The 16,639-nt window shown below is 30.6% G+C and carries 22 protein-coding genes and 1 tRNA gene; 3 read left to right on the top strand and 20 right to left on the bottom strand.

Features of this window, described 5'->3' with window-relative positions; genetic code table 11:
* Positions 1 to 97: 97 nt before the first annotated feature.
* Positions 98 to 177: transfer RNA gene (locus tag Q0050_RS10520), tRNA-Leu, on the top strand.
* Positions 178 to 222: 45 nt separating this feature from the next.
* Positions 223 to 477 (top strand): GIY-YIG nuclease family protein, encoded by a 255-nt coding sequence (locus tag Q0050_RS10515; protein ID WP_298395269.1) that lies wholly within the window; start codon positions 223 to 225, stop codon positions 475 to 477.
* A 387-nt stretch (positions 478 to 864) separates the two neighbouring features.
* Here Q0050_RS10515 and Q0050_RS10510 read toward each other — a convergent pair whose 3' ends face one another.
* From Q0050_RS10510 to Q0050_RS10415, 20 genes are all read right to left on the bottom strand, one after another.
* Entirely contained in the window at positions 865 to 1,077 is a 213-nt protein-coding gene (locus Q0050_RS10510; RefSeq protein WP_298395266.1) for a hypothetical protein, read from the bottom strand.
* Between the two features lie 38 nt (positions 1,078 to 1,115).
* Entirely contained in the window at positions 1,116 to 1,553 is a 438-nt protein-coding gene (locus Q0050_RS10505) for a hypothetical protein (RefSeq protein ID WP_298395263.1), read from the bottom strand.
* A gap of 50 nt (positions 1,554 to 1,603) precedes the next feature.
* A complete protein-coding gene (locus tag Q0050_RS10500; protein WP_298395261.1) occupies positions 1,604 to 2,407 on the bottom strand; it encodes an endonuclease/exonuclease/phosphatase family protein in 804 nt (267 codons plus the stop codon).
* A complete protein-coding gene (locus Q0050_RS10495) occupies positions 2,404 to 2,706 on the bottom strand; it encodes a DUF6804 family protein (RefSeq protein WP_298395257.1) in 303 nt (100 codons plus the stop codon). The genes Q0050_RS10500 and Q0050_RS10495 overlap by 4 nt, the downstream gene beginning before the upstream one ends.
* Positions 2,707 to 2,719: 13 nt before the next feature.
* Positions 2,720 to 3,748 carry a PrsW family glutamic-type intramembrane protease gene (locus tag Q0050_RS10490; RefSeq protein WP_298395255.1) on the bottom strand — a complete coding sequence of 343 codons (1,029 nt, stop codon included), beginning with the start codon at positions 3,746 to 3,748 and terminating at the stop codon, positions 2,720 to 2,722.
* A 17-nt stretch (positions 3,749 to 3,765) separates the two neighbouring features.
* Positions 3,766 to 4,758 (bottom strand): TerC/Alx family metal homeostasis membrane protein, encoded by a 993-nt coding sequence (locus Q0050_RS10485; RefSeq protein WP_298395252.1) that lies wholly within the window; start codon positions 4,756 to 4,758, stop codon positions 3,766 to 3,768.
* A gap of 23 nt (positions 4,759 to 4,781) precedes the next feature.
* Positions 4,782 to 6,293: a kinase gene (locus Q0050_RS10480; protein ID WP_298395249.1), complete on the bottom strand. Its 1,512-nt coding sequence runs from the start codon at positions 6,291 to 6,293 to the stop codon at positions 4,782 to 4,784.
* A gap of 3 nt (positions 6,294 to 6,296) precedes the next feature.
* The gene (locus Q0050_RS10475; RefSeq protein ID WP_298395246.1) at positions 6,297 to 7,706 is read right to left on the bottom strand and encodes a PP2C family serine/threonine-protein phosphatase; all 1,410 of its coding nucleotides are present in this window, start codon (positions 7,704 to 7,706) and stop codon (positions 6,297 to 6,299) included.
* Between the two features lie 3 nt (positions 7,707 to 7,709).
* Positions 7,710 to 8,762: a TerY-C metal binding domain-containing protein gene (locus tag Q0050_RS10470; RefSeq protein WP_298395243.1), complete on the bottom strand. Its 1,053-nt coding sequence runs from the start codon at positions 8,760 to 8,762 to the stop codon at positions 7,710 to 7,712.
* A gap of 252 nt (positions 8,763 to 9,014) precedes the next feature.
* Positions 9,015 to 9,650, bottom strand: a complete 636-nt coding sequence (locus tag Q0050_RS10465) for a VWA domain-containing protein (RefSeq protein ID WP_298395241.1) — start codon at positions 9,648 to 9,650, stop codon at positions 9,015 to 9,017.
* 1 nt (position 9,651) lies between these two features.
* Positions 9,652 to 9,810 carry a hypothetical protein gene (locus tag Q0050_RS10460; RefSeq protein ID WP_298395238.1) on the bottom strand — a complete coding sequence of 53 codons (159 nt, stop codon included), beginning with the start codon at positions 9,808 to 9,810 and terminating at the stop codon, positions 9,652 to 9,654.
* Positions 9,811 to 9,821: 11 nt separating this feature from the next.
* The gene (locus tag Q0050_RS10455) at positions 9,822 to 10,460 is read right to left on the bottom strand and encodes a VWA domain-containing protein (RefSeq protein ID WP_298395236.1); all 639 of its coding nucleotides are present in this window, start codon (positions 10,458 to 10,460) and stop codon (positions 9,822 to 9,824) included.
* A gap of 1 nt (position 10,461) precedes the next feature.
* Positions 10,462 to 11,073 carry a TerD family protein gene (locus tag Q0050_RS10450; protein ID WP_298395233.1) on the bottom strand — a complete coding sequence of 204 codons (612 nt, stop codon included), beginning with the start codon at positions 11,071 to 11,073 and terminating at the stop codon, positions 10,462 to 10,464.
* 12 nt (positions 11,074 to 11,085) lie between these two features.
* Positions 11,086 to 11,640 (bottom strand): TerD family protein, encoded by a 555-nt coding sequence (locus Q0050_RS10445; RefSeq protein ID WP_298395231.1) that lies wholly within the window; start codon positions 11,638 to 11,640, stop codon positions 11,086 to 11,088.
* 29 nt (positions 11,641 to 11,669) lie between these two features.
* The gene (locus Q0050_RS10440) at positions 11,670 to 12,476 is read right to left on the bottom strand and encodes a phosphoribosyltransferase family protein (protein ID WP_298395228.1); all 807 of its coding nucleotides are present in this window, start codon (positions 12,474 to 12,476) and stop codon (positions 11,670 to 11,672) included.
* A gap of 3 nt (positions 12,477 to 12,479) precedes the next feature.
* Positions 12,480 to 13,145 carry an HAD family hydrolase gene (locus Q0050_RS10435; RefSeq protein WP_298395226.1) on the bottom strand — a complete coding sequence of 222 codons (666 nt, stop codon included), beginning with the start codon at positions 13,143 to 13,145 and terminating at the stop codon, positions 12,480 to 12,482.
* A 10-nt stretch (positions 13,146 to 13,155) separates the two neighbouring features.
* Complete coding sequence (locus Q0050_RS10430) at positions 13,156 to 13,914, bottom strand: TerD family protein (protein WP_298395223.1); 759 nt, start codon at positions 13,912 to 13,914, stop codon at positions 13,156 to 13,158.
* A 6-nt stretch (positions 13,915 to 13,920) separates the two neighbouring features.
* A complete protein-coding gene (locus Q0050_RS10425; RefSeq protein WP_298395220.1) occupies positions 13,921 to 14,544 on the bottom strand; it encodes a TerD family protein in 624 nt (207 codons plus the stop codon).
* Positions 14,545 to 14,561: 17 nt separating this feature from the next.
* Positions 14,562 to 14,777 carry an HTH domain-containing protein gene (locus tag Q0050_RS10420; protein ID WP_298395217.1) on the bottom strand — a complete coding sequence of 72 codons (216 nt, stop codon included), beginning with the start codon at positions 14,775 to 14,777 and terminating at the stop codon, positions 14,562 to 14,564.
* 472 nt (positions 14,778 to 15,249) lie between these two features.
* A complete protein-coding gene (locus Q0050_RS10415; RefSeq protein WP_298395215.1) occupies positions 15,250 to 15,450 on the bottom strand; it encodes a hypothetical protein in 201 nt (66 codons plus the stop codon).
* Positions 15,451 to 15,765: 315 nt separating this feature from the next.
* Between Q0050_RS10415 and Q0050_RS10410 the strand changes: the two genes are divergently transcribed.
* On the top strand, positions 15,766 to 16,632 hold the full coding sequence (locus Q0050_RS10410) for a hypothetical protein (protein WP_298395213.1): 867 nt from the start codon (positions 15,766 to 15,768) through the stop codon (positions 16,630 to 16,632).
* Positions 16,633 to 16,639 lie beyond the last annotated feature (7 nt).

Genomic DNA, 16,639 nt, shown 5'->3' with positions numbered 1-16,639 from the left:
AATTAAATTTTTTTACATTTGCAACGTGTTAAAACAAATTGGTTGTTACAGTCAATTTTAATGCGATGAAATGACTGTTGTTATTTCTGTCTGCTAAGCCCGGATGGCGGAATTGGTAGACGCGCTGGTCTCAAACACCTGTGGGAAACCGTGCCGGTTCGACTCCGGCTCCGGGTACAAACCTCTGAGAAATCAGAGGTTTTTTTAATTTAAGAATGTTTTATGTTTTACACTTATGCTATTTCTAGTTTAACAAGAAACTACATTTATATAGGTTTACCAAGTGATATTGATAGGAGGTTGTCTGAGCATAATTCGGGTAAAAATAAAACCACAAAACCTTACTTACCCTTTGTTTTAATTTATTCCGAAATGCACGAAACTAGAAGTGAAGCTAGAGAAAGAGAAAAATATTTCAAAAGTGGTATCGGAAGAGAAAAATTAAGAAGTATTAGAGACAATAGGATTAATGGTTAGATGCGCTGGTTTCAAACACCTGTGGGAAATCGTGCGGCCTGTCTACCGACAGGTAGATTCGACTCCGGCTCCGGGTACGTAAAAAGCTTCTGATTTTTCAGAAGCTTTTTTTATTTTTGTTATTACAACTTCAAAGGATTTGTGCGCCAGCTGTGGGAAATCGCCCGGCCTGTCTACCGACAGGTAGATTCGATTCCGGCTCCGGGTACGTAAAAAGCTTCTGATTTTTCAAGAATTTTTTTTTGCAATTACAACGCGAAACGGATTCATTTAGTAACGGAGCACGGAATACAATTCTTCGTTATTGGTTTATTTTGAATTAAAGTTACTTGGGGAACTGCTATTAGGTTTTGGATTTTACAATTGTACAACAGCTAACTTTTGCCACTAATCTTCCCATCCACAAAGTTCTAATCCTAAGTCTTTAACTTCTTTTATGGTTTTTTTTACTACTTGATGCTTACAGGCATTTAGACCTCTACAATCTTCTTTTAAGTGATATTTCTTAGCTCCATTTATACCACAAATATAAACATCCTGTTTTAATACGTTAAACGATGTAAAACAATACAAACTCAATAGTAAAAGTGTTTTTTTCATATTAGGATATGTTTATTTTGTAAAACAAATATAATGTATTATTCTACTTCAAGTTCGTATTGATTATTATGATTATCCATAGCTTTCAGTTTTCCGTGACCTGTCCATTCAACGGTAACTTTTATTTTATTTTGATTTGTATCAAATAGATAACCAATTCCTTCTTTACCTTGTATTGAAATGTTGCCAGTTACCGCGTTTCCTTTACTATCAAAACCTTTTACGTCGTAGTTGTACTTATACTGTCCTGAGGTGCCAGTTCTGTTTTCGTATTGGTAAGTTGTGTCTGTATGATAGTTGATTGCATCAAGTGGAGTCGTGCTTTCTCTTAGTGCGGCATTGTCTTTTAGTGCCGCTTTCTTGCTTACTACTATATTCGGATTTTTTTTACAGTTTATGAGTAGCAATAGTAAAAGATAGAAAACTATTCTTATAATAATTTTAGTTGAAACGTTCATTGTGACTGTTGTTTTCACAAACGTATCACTTTTGACTTTTTATATTTTACGGGAAACCGTAAAGTAACTTAATTTAGTGTAAAATGTAAAGTTATTGGAATGTGGTCTGAAACGCGCCTTGCTTCTTTAAGGGTTTCAAAGCTATTGTAAAAATGAATTACTTCTGCTTTGATTAACGAAATCTTACTAGTTTTAAACCAGATGTTATCAAATTCAGAAGCCAAGCAGTTATCTTCTTTACATTCTTTTTTTAGGGAAGTTTTTTGGTTTCGAAAAGCACTTTGATAACCCATATTCTTCAAAGGATTAAATACGGTATGCGACTGCGGACAATTAAAATCGCCAACAAACAACAAATTTAAAGTAGGGTATTGCGCTGGTAAAAACTTAAAGTATTTTATTTCGGTTTCGGGTTGTTTGCTTTTAGTAATAGCGTGAAAATTAACTAGAGTAAATTGCTTTTTGCTATATTCAAAAGTGCAATAAAACGGTTCTCTATCTATTTCTAGATGGTACTTTTTTTCTAACCACGCTTTGCCAATTTTCTTGACTTTAGCTGTTTTCCATAGAAAAGCATAGCGCTCGGTTTTGTAGGCACTACTACTGGTTGGATCACTAACCACATACTCCCATTTTGCTCCTTTTCTATTAAGTTCATCGGCTAACATGGCTACCGCTTTCGCACCACCAGCACCAGCTACAACTTCTTGCAATGCAACAACATCGTAGTTTTTAATGGTATTGGCAATATAAATTATAGTACTGTCTGATTTTGAACTCCCTAAGTTTTCTACATTCCACGATAGGAGTTTTACTTGGGAAAAGCTAAGAAACCAAGTAAAATAGAATATAAGAAAATAAATAAATTTCATTTGTTTAATTTCTCGTTACTTATAAAAATTGAAAACAAAAGAGCAACTCCAACCACCAAATCCACTATATTCCAAATGGTTCTGCCTAAGGCTATTTTTAAGAACGGTTGAAATAATAAGGCTAATCCGACATAAATAAAAACACTATTCTTATTAGCTTGTTTATTGGCTAAAAAAGCTAAATAAGCAAATCCTATTATAGTTGCAAATCTGACAAATTGATAATAACTATAAGGCATATCAAAAAGGCATAATAGTAAAATAATTGATACGAATAGTTTTAAGAGCTTGATATTCATATTTTATTCTTATTTAAAATGTAATTTTTGATTGAAAATCTTTTGCTTTTTTGAGATAAATGATAAGTAATGCAACACCAAAATAAGCAATAAAAAGTCCAATTAATGACCAAGTAAAGACATCATATAACCCGTGAAGAATTGCAGGAATTATGATTGCTAATAAAAACATTGCATATCTTTTTGTTGGATATAAGAAGTAGAAAGCTATAAAGTATGAGCTAATTCCTGACCAAACTGCGTGAAGAAATGGAAGTGATGTTAATCTTGCAATATTCATAAAAAAAGAAGTGTTGTAATCTAATTTTGAATTTACGCCTATCTGGTAAACGACACCTTCAAAAACACCGAATCCAATTCCTGAAATTAAACCATAGAATACAACCGTTTGAGGAAGTAATGGTTCTTTAGAATAATTAATAAAAAAATATACCGGAATTAATTTTATCAATTCTTCAAATATTCCAACTCCAAAAATGAAACCAATAACCCTATTAATAAATGGATTGACATCTTCAATTAATTTATAAAAAGGATTGAATTGATTAATATCTAAAACAAAAACACTGAAAAATATTAGAATTTGTACTGTAAAGAAAATTGAGACTGTTTTTTTTATAGAAACTTGAAATGTTTTGAAAACTGAATAAAAAAACAAACCCCAAATAAGTGAAAAATATAAAGCAATTACATAAAAAGTTACTATGGTTGCACCGGTTATTTTTATTAAAAAAGCTGGAGCTAAACCACTTAGAGATATAATTATTAGTTTACTATCCTGCTTTAAAGTTTTAAAAGAAATAGAATCTTTTGGTAAAAGCAAATTCAGTCCAAGAGACTGAATTTGACTTAAAATATTACCGCTTTTTATTTTGTATTTGATATTATTGCGTTTTAATACATCACGAACAGAAATATTCTCACCATTTGCCGATACTACCTTATCTTGTAATAATATTTTACCCTCATATACATAAGTCTTAATTGCACTTAATTCATAAGGACCAAAAGTTTGATTATTTCGCTCAATTGAATATTGCATCTTCTATCTTGAAAAAATTATTTTGCTAATTCTTCCTCTTCTTTGTTAGGAAACATAATAGACGCAATCACAGATAAAACTAGAATACCACCAATGACCATTAATGAGTAAACTGAATCTATATGATAGAAGGGTGAAATTATCATTTTAATTCCAATAAATGAAAGTATGAATGCTAAACCGTATGTTAGTTTACTGAACAAATGGATAAAATTATCTAAAAGAAAAAACAATGCTCTCAACCCAAGTATTGCAAATATATTTGATGTGTAAAGTATAAAAGGATCATTAGATATTGCAAAAATTGCTGGTATAGAATCTACTGCAAAAAGTAAATCTGTAAACTCAATTACAGCCACAACTACTAACAAAGGAGTTGCTAATTTTTTACCATTTTCAATTGTAAAGAATTTATCTCCTACATATTTATCACTTACACTAAAGAATCTTCTAATTAATTTTGCTCCTCTAGTATTATTATAATCTTCATCATCGTCTTCATCACCAGCTGACCAGGATTTAAATCCTGCATAAACTAAAAATAATCCGAAGAGAGTCATAATTATATTAATATCGTATTCGAAACCTTGAATTCCTGCAAGACCTAGTAGTTTGTTTAAATAAGTCAATTCTATTAAATAAGCACCTGAAAAGATAAAAATTGCTCTTAAAACTAATGCTCCTACAATACCCCAAAATAATACTTTATGTTTGTTTTCATTAGCTACATCGAAGAATTTAAACACTAAAATAAATACAAACAAATTATCTACAGAAAGGGCTTTCTCTATCCAATAAGCTGATTGAAATTCATAAAATTTAGCTGCACCCGCAAAATTATAGACTAATCCGCTAAATATCATCGCTAAAGAAATCCAAACACAAGACCAAATTACAGCTTCTTTATTGGTGACCGAATGGCTTTTTTTATTAAAAATCCCTAAATCAATAAAAAGCATTACTAAAACAGTTATTGCAAAAACGGCTATTAGCCAAGTTGGTAAATTCATATTGTTTAATTTAAAAGTTATATTTATTTGTTTGCCATTGTTATTACTACTACTCTTCCACCATCTTCTTTTGATAATAGCAGTTTTTTTCCGTCTGTTAATTCTACCATTGAACCAATTGATATTTGTTTATCTTCTGTTACATCTTTCATTGATGTTAATTTTTGATTAACGAAAACCCATTTATTATTATGAAAAGTGAAATATCCGACAGGAACTTTCTGTTCTGCTGTTGTTTTTTCGTTTCTGGTAATATTTCGGTTAACGTGCCATTTAAACAAATATTGATTATCATAAACCATTAATCTATGATTTTCGGGTTTCCAAACAGATTCTTTAAATTGAAAGTATAAATCTAAAACTGGTAATGTTCCTTTGTGAGCAGTACCACAAAATGGGCATTTAGGCGTATTTGTATTATCAAAGACATACCATTTTTGTTCACAAGAAACATTATGACATTTCTGCATTAAATCGGTTGTTTTCAGTAAACCTATTTCCCATTCTTCAGCTGTTGGTCTTTGCATCGGATTGTGTAAACCATCAATAAAAACTTTATCAAACAAAGCTTTCAAATACGGACCAGTAATAGAATAAGGAAGTTTTGCAATATCTGCCCAAGGCAAATCCCATTTAGAAATCTGATTTAATTTAGGTCTATTTGTTGCGTCTTTTGGATGTTCAATAAATAGAGCATTTTCACCCATTGAAAGTAAATCATCTTTTTCAGTATCTAAATCGTGTACTTTTCCGCCTTTTAGTGGGTGTCTATGCAAAAGAAACATATAAATAAGCACTGGAAGAGCATGTAAATCCGTTAATCTATTTGGTAATTTTCTATTAGGATCTGTCTTGCTTAAATGTTTTGTTGAAAGTACTTCTGGAGCAATAAATTCAGCTGTACCTATTACTTCAGCAGGAAACATTCCCGGCACTACTAGCCCATCCAAATCAATCATACAGGCTGATTTTTCAACTGGGTCTATTAATACATTATTATACGATAAATCAGAATGAGCTAATCCCATAGCGTGCATTTTTTTTACACCTCGAGTTAAATTAACGCATACTTGAAAATAGCTTAACCAATCACCTAATTCTGATTTCGCAACTTTTAATGGAAATTGTGGATTTCTAAATTTAGCTCCAGCAAACCATTTACCATTTTTTTCGTTACCTTGAATCAAATCACTAGTTTCATAGCCTTTTTTAAAGAAAAATTTAGAGTTATATATTGGTACAATAATTCCCGTTAACCCATTATGTTCAATAACATCTGTTGGCCATCTATATACTTCATTCAAATAATAATCACCTGCTTCCTTATTTTGAATTTGAGGTAAATAATGATTAGTTATTTTTTGAAGTCTTTCCTTTTGATTAAAATCTAGTTTATCTCTAAAAATGGCTACCACATATTTTTTATCGGGACTAAAAAAAACATCTTTCACACCACCACGCATAGGCTCACCATTATCTACAAACTGATAAGTTTTTGAGGCATCGTTAATTGATTTTACTGTTATTGTACTCATAGTCTAATAGATTATTGCAAGTGTTCTGTCATCGTGATTGCCTGGATTCCAAAAATCCATCCAAGTTGAAAGTTGATTTGCTATTTTTGCATTATCCTTATTGAAATCTACTTTACAATTATCTTCGTTTTTCCCTTTTATATCTTCAAGGAATTCGTTCCACTTTTCTATTTTTTCTAAATTTGCTTCCACTACAAATTTCGGGTCATAAATACCGTCCGTCATTAACATTAAATAAGAGAAATCCTCTACCAATTTAAAACCAAAGCGTGTTGAAAATTTGTCACTTTGGAATATTTCTGGCATTGTAATAAAACGAGTTCCTCCCCCAAATTCTCCAACATCTAACCAGTTCATTAATTTAATTTCGGTTAAATCTTTGTTTAATAATCCTATCGGACAATCCCCAACACCGAAAGTTAGTATTGCATATCCAAAATCATATTTTTTAACTATGGCAAAAATTAAAGTGGCGTGTAAATCTTTTAATGGTCTTTCTAGTTTAATCGCAAACTTCTCTAATTCCTTATGAACAAACCAAGCTGCTTTTGAAAGATTGTCATAAACGAAATGACTTATTTTCTTTGAAGAATCTTCATCTTTATTATTATGATGTTTTAAAAGGTTCTCATCAAATTCTTTTAAATATTCCACCGTAAAGTTTTTTTCAAAATAGGATAGTACTAAATTACAAGACATTTTAGAACCCTGTCTTGATAAATTTGCAGAACCAGCACCATCTGACACTGCTAAAACACTCCAACCTGTATCGTTGATATTCTTGAATGCAAAATCATCATCTCTAAAAGACCCCACATTAGCGTGACTTCTTCCGCGTTTTGAAGCTATAACTATATTTTTATCTAAAAAATCACTAGAAATAGCAACATTATCCTCTTTCCAATACGAATCATTTTTATCACTTTCAATGTCTTTCCACAAAGATTTAGGGTCAGGATTAATAATAATTGTTATTATTTTTTCATTTAATATAGAATCTTCTAATTCTCCTTCAATTCTAAACAATAATTTTATTTTTAAATCCCCACTTATTATTGGATTACCAAAAATTAATTCTTCTTCATTATTAAATTCAAGACCTGAATCGTCTAAATCTTTAATTTCAGAATAAATAACATCATTCCAACCTAACTTGATAAAATCAAGTTTTGTTTCATACTTTTTATTTACGGTTCCGTTTGGTAATGAAATTGGTTGTAAAAGAATATCCTCAATTCGAGTTTTTAATTTCCAATTTGCCATAATCATTTTTTGATTTTCTTGAATTATTTTTACTGAATTAATATTCTCTTCCTTAGCAATAAAATCATCAAAAAGTGATAATTTACTTGGTGGAACTTCTATTTTATTTTGAGATAAAAAAGCCTGAATATATTTTTTAGTTTCTTCCATAAATTATCCTTGTGTTCTGTTGACATCAAAACCACCTTCACCACTGCCATAAGTTCCCTGATTGCCACACCAAGGGCAAGTACTCAATTCTTCATCACCAATACAATGAATTTTACTACAACTACAAACAGCAAATGCAATTTGATTTCCACAACACGGACAAGTTGGACCACCAATTAATTCATCAGTATTTACTTTATTAGAAAAATTGGTGTTGTCTGCTAATTCAAAATAAGAATTGTCAACTTGATAAGCTCCAACCAATCTGTAATTTTTAGTTCCTAATTCTATGCCAGCAAAAGTTGACGGAGCAATAGTTTTGCGGTATTTCATTAAGTAAGGTCTTTTAGTATTTTGACATTTACCATTCAGTACTACAAAATTATCATCTACAAATTGGAGGTTAGGTTCAGATTTTGTTAAGTCAATTTTTTCTATAGTAACACCATCTAATTTTGCTAATTCAAAACCCGTTGAGTTACTTTCAACACTTATACTACTAGTTTTGATAGAATCTGTGACCCATTTGAAAAATTCTTTATAAGATTGCACATTAGTGTTTTTGAATTCTAATACAGTATCTGTTAATTCACCAAGTAGATGTGCATCCGTATTTTTTCCAAAGGAAACTGCAATTAAATTAGCAGTTCTTTGCCAATTTTGTTTCCACTCATTTATGGCTGCTTTACTATCATCCGTCGGCACACCATCGGTAAATAGAAATACAATTGGTTTCCAATCTCCTTTTACTTCATAAGTGGTTTTGACAATATTAGTTCTTAATTCGTGCATTAAGTGTCCTAAACCTTTGCTTAATGAAGTTCCGCTTCCGATAGGAAATTTGGGAGGATAGAAACTAACTATTTCCTGCAATGGGACTAATGTTTTTGGTTGACCCGCAAACACAATTATAGAAACAAAAACAGTTTCAAGAGCGTGTGGATCCGTTTTTAATGCTTGGATAATGGTTGCTAATCCTTCTTCAACTTGTTGAATAGGTTCGCCAACCATTGATTCTGAAATGTCTATTAGGAAATATATTGGTAATCTTCTCATATTAAAAGAAATTTAAAATCATTAAAAAGATAATTAAAAGCACAATTTGCGACATATCAACAGACAATCCAATTCCAACTTGAAAAGGCTTCACAATATTTTTCAAAAAATTAAAAATTGGAGAAAAAATACTATTGAAAAAATCGAAAATATTTTTGTATTGTGGGTTCAATTTGTCTTTGTACGGTAATAATTTTGAATATAAAAACAACCCAATAATTAGAATATTTATAATAATCGGGATTAATCTCATCATATTACAACTGTTATTTCGCTTGGTGGAGGCGGTAAAGTTATACTTTCGCCAGTTCCTTGACTTTTATTACCTTGTTCAATAGTTTCTGAAACCCATTTGAAGAATTGTTTAAGCGTTGAACTATCTGCCGAATCAAGATGAACTACGTTATCTGTTAATTCTTTAAGAATAACATCATCTGCTTTTAAACCTGCTGCACAACCCACAACTGCTCCAAAGTTTAGATTCTTAATCTCAGTGATTTTTTCTCTATATAATTGTAAATCGGATGGTTTACCATCTGTAAAAACAAAAAGCAAAGGTTTCCAATCTCCTTTTTGAGTAGGTGAACCTTTTATTACATCTTTTTTCACTTGTTGAATTATATATTCTAATCCCGCACCTGTGTTAGTAGGGCCGCTTTGTGGACACGTTATCTCTGGAAGTTGGAAACTAACCAATTCCGTTAATGGTGCAATTTCTTTCACTTCTCTATCATAAGTTACAATACTTATCCAAAGAGAATCTAATGCTTGTGCATCTGATCGTAATGTGTTAACCATTCCACTCAAAGCATTATTCAATGCTTGAATGGGCTCGCCACGCATTGAGCCTGATGTATCTAACAAAAAATATACTGGTAGTCTTCTCATATTACTTTTTCCCGAACAATGATTTAATAATGAAATTGCCTAATTTTCGTTCTACACCGCCTTTAGTAGTAGGAACACCAGTTTTTCTAGCAAAACTTTGCTTAGCAGACGTAATTCCTAAAAGTCTATTTAATGAAAATGAAAATCCAAACTTTCCCATATTATTAGAATTTAAACAACAATATTTAATTCAGATGGTGGTGGTGGCAATTCATTTAATCCTGTAACTTCTTTTCCAGAATCTTCAACTTTTGTAGAACTCACACCGATTGAAGCTGTTACCCATTGAAAGAATTTACCAATGCTAGCACTATCGGCAGTATCTAAACTAACAACATTGTCTGTAATTTGTTTCAAAATATTAGCATCTGCACCACTACCTGCTGCACAAGCAACCGTAAAAGCAACTTTAGATTTTTTGAATTCATTCAAACCACTTTGCCAATCATCGGTAGGTATACCATCGGTCATAATAAAAACCAAAGGTTTCCAGTCACCTTTTTGCTCAGTTGTAGTTTTGGCAACTTCAGTATCAATTTTATGAGCAACTAATCTTAACGCTTCTCCAAGAGCAGTTACTCCAGTTGCTTTAATATCGACCATTTGAAAAGATGCTAAATCAGTCAACGGAATAATTTGTTGAGCAGTGCTATCAAAAGTAATTACACTTAAAAAAGCTGTTTCTATAGCTTGTGGATTTTGTCGTAATGAACTAATCATAATTTGAACGCCATTTTTTACCGCCTCAATTGGTTCTCCTGACATCGAGCCTGAAGTGTCTAGTAATAAATATACGGGTAGTCTTCTCATTTTATAAATATTGATTTGTTACTGTACTTACTGTTTGTTCTAGTTTTCTATCTTTTGTAGGTTCTCCAATGGCATTAAATTTCCATTCATTATTTTTTTTATAAAACACTCCCATCACCATAGAAACGTGACCTGCAAAACTAGAACCGTTTGCAATATCAAATGTTGCGAAAACCTCGTTCACTCTACTTGGAGTTCCTTCATAAATTCGAATTGAAGCAAATGGAATAGTACCAAAATCATGACCTTGAAAACTATTTAAAACAAAAGCTACATAACTACAAGATGGATTCAATCTCGCAAAATCTACGGTAATAATTTCATTATCCAAACCATCATCACCTCCCATATCACCAGTTAAATCATCTCCACTATGTGCTATCGAACCATCAATAGAACGGAGTTTTCCAAAATAGACTATTTCCAACAAATTTTTATTGTCGTCATATAAAGCACAAGATGCATCTAAATCAACTGCTTCTTTTGATGTACCGCCAAACCAACCTTTTTTCTCGATTGCACCCCAGTTTATACCAACACAAATATTCTGTAGTTTACTACCATTGCTTTTTTCAAGGTTTATTCTTTGACCTTTTTGAAGATTTATTGCCATTTTTATCTTTATTTAGTTGTATTTATTTAAAAAATCTTCCAAACCACCTTTTTGTCCCATACCAATGGCTTCAAATTTCCATTGACCATCTTTATTATAAATTCTTCCGAATTCGACAGCTGTTTCAATTGAAAAATCTTCTTCTAATTCATATTTCACTAATTCAGTATTATTACTATCATCAACAATTCTTATGAACGAATTACGAACTTGACCAAAATTTTGTTTTCTTGTTTCCGCTTCGTGAATTGTAACAACTATACAAATTTCTTTTATAGCTGCGCTTATTTTTGTTAAGTCTATTTTAATTTGCTCGTCATCACCATCGCCATCTCCTGTTAAATTATCTCCTGTATGAATAACTGAATCGTCTGGTGATTTTAAATTATTAAAGAAGATAAAATGAGAATCAGAAACAAGTTTTTTGTTTTCCCCTAAAATAAAAACAGAAGCATCTAAATCAAAACTTGATCCTGTTGAGCTACTATTAGTATCCCAACCCAAACCTATTGTAAATTTAGGTGCGTTAATATTTTCTCTTTGTCCCTTTTGTAAGTTGATTGCCATTTTTTTTGTTTTTATAATTATTTAATTACTTAATCTATTTTTATTACATCAATATTGATTTGATATTCAGATATTTGATGATAATTATTGCTTATTGCTAAATGAAATAATTCGTTACGTTTGTCAATCGGAATGTTATTTATAAAGTAACTAAATTGTACTTCATCTAATTTTAAGATAAATTTTACAATTCTTGTGTTGTATTGAAAAAAGCTTCTATTAACTAAATCAACAATATCCTGCACAGTTTTTATAGCAAAATAATTATAATGGTTCTCGATTTTAGGATGAATTGTTTTATTTATTAATTCTGCATAATAAACAAAAACAAAATCGCCTTGAACATCGTAATGATTCAGTATTTTATAAACAGTATGTTCATGACTACCTGTAATTTTTATATCATCAACAAAAATGCACAACTTATCATTAATGAAGTCTTTGTCAATATAGTACGTATCATTAGAAATTAATTTTATTCTCTCCTCAAAATCTAAATTACCATAATCGGTTACATAAGTTTGATTTCTGTATATTTTAGATTCAACGCTTGCTTTAATATTGTTTTTGTATAAAAAACTATTTAATTGTATTTTAAAATAATAACATAAAAAATTTGAAGCCGTAGGAATTGACAAATATGGACTTGGTAAAATAATAATGTCCTTGTTGGACAAAAGTAAATCGCCAAATTCTTCTACAAATCCTTCAAATAATTCCGAAGCAAATTTTTCTGCATATTGCTTATCTCCAAACTTAAACCAACTGTATTCATTTGCATCAAATGGACAAATATCTTCATCAATAATTTTATGTAAACTGTAACTATTATTCACTTTTTAAATTTTAATTAATAAAGCATCAAAACCATATTTTATCGCCCCATCGTAATCTGCTATTTTATTATCACCAATGTGTAAGACTTCCTTTTTTTCTATTGATTTTAAACTTGTAATTTCATTATGAACCAACTGAAATATTTCTTTGCTTGGCTTTGAGAATCCAGTTTCGTCTGAATAAATTTGGAATGAAAAATAGTTGTCCAATTCGTAATGCAACAATAATTTTCTTAAAGTAAATCCTTTTATAAATGCAGTGTTACTTAATATGCTTATCGTCTTTTCTTGTTCAACAATTTCCTTAAATAACAATTGAATTTTTGGATAAATTAAATTTGGTTTAAATTTCATAAACAGTATTTCTGCTTCTTTATAAAACTCACTTAATCTGTCAATTTCAATTTCAGATACATTAACATTTAGGTCGTTTAAAACAAGATAATAAATCTCAAAAGTATCAATGTTTAGTCCTGATTTTTCGTTTATATTATTGCACAATAAATCATAATACCTTATAATTTCTGTAACTTTCTCAATGGAAAAATCAACTTCAAAAAAATCTTTAAATAATATATTTCTCTTTTTCTTAAATTCTGGATTCGACTTTATTAATGTTAACCATAAATCAAAAGAAAGATGGTTGTAATGTGAATATTCTATTTTCAATTTCAATTTTTTAGTTTACATATTTTTTTAGAATTTCTACAAAATTATCAGTATAAAGTGGCTCTCCAATAGCTCTAAATTTCCAACCTCCATTATTTCGATACGTTTCTCCAAAAATAAGAGAATGCTTATTTTCTAATTCTGGACTGTTTGAAAGAGTATATTTAGCGATTTCTTTATTATTTTTATCACAAGCTCGGATAAAAGCATTTTCTACTTTTCCAAATTGTTGATTTTTACTAATCCCCTGATAGATACATACTAAAAAGATTATTTTTTCAATTTTACTTGGTAGTGAATCTAGCTTTATAATAATTTGTTCATCATCACCATCGCCTTCACCAGTTAAATTATCTCCTGTATGAACAATAAGTTCGCCTTTATCTAAAAGTTGGTTAATTTTTTGTTGAATATTGTATTTTGGAGTGCCCTCCGGAAAAAGCATATTTGAAGTCCCTGTTCCTGATGGATAAGTCATACTATTAAAAAAAATAATATCCCCACCATGTAAACCTACTTTATTCCCATTTGAAAAATTTAGATTATGCCCTAGATTAGCAACTTTACCATTATCGTCAAGTAAAAAAGCGATTACATCTAAGTCATACTCCTCATCTTTACCACTGCCAAAAAGTTTTCCAAAAAACCCGTTTTCTTTTTGTTTTACATCCCATCCTAAACCGATTGTAACTTGGGACAAATCAAAGGATTCTCCTTTATCATTTTTACGCAAGTCGATTGTTTGACCTTTCTGAAGATTTATAGCCATATTTTGTTATTTAATTATTTGCCCTGAATAATATTTTTCTAAAAAGAACCCCAGATCTGCTTTGTAACCAATACCAGAGGCTTCAAATTTCCATTCACCATTTCGTCTATACAATCTACCAAATTCAACTCCTGTTTCAATTGAAAAATCTTCATCTAATTCATATTTTGCAATTTCATAACCATTAGAATTATCTACAATCCTTATGTAAGAGTTTCGAACTTGACCAAAATTTTGTTTTCTAGCTTCAAAATCAGCAATTGTAACAACAAATAAAATTTCATTTACATCCTGAGATACCTTTGTGAGATCTATTTCAATTGATTCATCATCATCACCATCACTACTTTTACCATCTGGATCATCACCAGTATGAATAAGACCATAAGTGCCAGATAGGCAATTATTTTTTTCACAATCTTTAGGATTACTATGCCCTAAGCCACATAAATTGTTGTAAAAAATAAAATGATTCTCACTTACTAACTTTCTTTCTGAATTTATCATTATTGCTGAAGCATCTAAATCAAAATTATGTCCAGTTCCCTCATTTGGATCCCAACCAAGTCCTACCGTTATTTTTGATAATCCAATATCAATTTTTTGTCCTTTTTGTAAATTTATTGCCATAATAATTTTAATATATTTTACCCTTTAAAACACAACTCACAATCTCTGTCATAACAATAATTTTTAAGTTGTGTATTAAAAATTATTGGTGCATTTAATTCCGTTTTCATAAAACTTATATAATTAAAAACGGTTCGTTCCGAAATACCCAATTTGTAAGATAACTCTTTAGGGTTTCCTGTTCGTTCCGCTTTTAAAAGCTCATCTAGTTTTATTATAATTCTAATGTCCAATTGATTTACAATTATACTAAACCTCACTGCAACCAGAATGCAGTGCGATTTATTATGATAAATTACTAATTTTCATATAACCCAACCGTTTCAAAAGCTCCTTCTCAAGCAAATAAATATCATCGATACTATTCAGAGGTTACTTTGTTACGTAATATGGTTTTTTGTTTTAGAGTTCAAACTTATAACCAAAAAAAATCGGTATTTTACGGGAAACCGTAAAGTGCTAAAAAAAGTTATTTTAATTTATGTAAATAATTTAAAATCAGATAGATATATTTTTATTTTTTTTAATAAAGATTTACAAGTCAATCTATAATCAATATATTTAGGAATACTAAGTACACCAGCAACCATTCTGAATTATTATTTTTAATTGAAAAAAAATACTAGCTTTATATAAAAAATCAGGAAACTACACTTTGTAAGTATAGTTTCCCGAAATTATTAATGGCCAATCATTTCTGTTTGATTACGGCACAACTGGAGGTGGCGGTGGTGGAATGTTGCCTCCTTGTCCACCTGTGGTGTCGGCTGGTTTTTGATTTAACAATAGTTCACTGTGGTAGTTGGAAGCATTGTCGTTTGCTGCGTTTTCTTCTAGGACATCCGCTGTGCAAGAAGTGAAGGTAATTGCTAGTGCAACAAGAGATGCGAAAAATATTTTTTTCATAATGTTTTAAATTTTGGAATAGTGGTGGCTGTTCGAGACGTTCTCGAAAGCGTTTTGAAGCAGTAGTCCTGCCTCAGATTAGAGTACTCGAATTTGTTTTTTTGGGAAGTGAAGTGCGCTACCACAGAACCTTTTAGTTATACTTCCCTGAATAAAAAATCAGTTCTGTAGAGCGTCACTTTTTTGAACTAGTTTTGTACATTTGTTCCTATCGCGAAATAGAGCAAGAACTAATTCTGAGGCAAAGGAATGTGGTTTTTGTTTGAGTGTTTATAAGGAATTCCTGAAATTCCTGCTATTCCTAAAATTCCTATTATGACCACATTACAAGATGCTCTTGAAGCTTATAAGAAAGCTATCAGAGTAAAATTTGAAGAAGAAAAGATCAAGGAATATTCTAGTTTTTTGTTGGTTCCATCTAGAGCGAAACTTCGTCAGCTTTGCATTGAAAGATTTAAGAATAATGACAGTAGTGATGATTTAAAAAGCTTTGAGATTTTTTTTGGATTTCCGTTTGAGTCTGGCAATAAAAATAAATTGCAAGCTGCTACAGATAGGTTTCGACCAATAGAAAATTTTTTAAAAGGAGAGAGTGATTTAGCAGATATTGAAGGGATAAATATGTCGGCTATTTTATTGAATTTTGAGCCAAGACCATTTAAGAAGTTTGCTAAGTTAAATTCTGACGATTTTGTAGAAGATGTGAAAGGAACGAATGTTGCTAAAAATAAATCGAATAGTATTATCGAAAAGGAAGAAAAACCTGTTTTTTTTAAAGATGAAGTAATTGTTGCATCAAAAAGTAATTTAAAGAAGAAAGTTGGAATTGGCTCAATAGTAGTTTTCGGATTATTTGGTGCGAAAAGTATGTTTTTCAAAGAAAAAGAATGCATGGAATGGAAAGAAGATCATTATGAATTGGTAGATTGCAAAGGTGAGCAAGTTGAATTTGCAAGTGCAAAAATTATAAAGCCTTACAATGAAATGGAGTTTAGTCGAAAAGAGTTAACAGTTTGCGATACTACAAAGTTTTTTAATGGAGATAAACCCATTGTTTGGTACAGTAAGAAAAATAATGAGATTCAATTTTTTAGTATGGATGGAGAAAATCCCGAGAATGGAGCTGAGCTTAGGAAAGTAACACAGTATATTATTGAGAAGTACGTTGAAGATTGTGAGTAATAATTTT

This window comes from Flavobacterium sp., from assembly GCF_027483985.1.
Lineage (GTDB): Bacteria > Bacteroidota > Bacteroidia > Flavobacteriales > Flavobacteriaceae > Flavobacterium.
The sequence above is the reverse complement of the archived record's forward strand: the minus strand, read 5'-3'. Positions and strand labels throughout refer to the sequence as shown.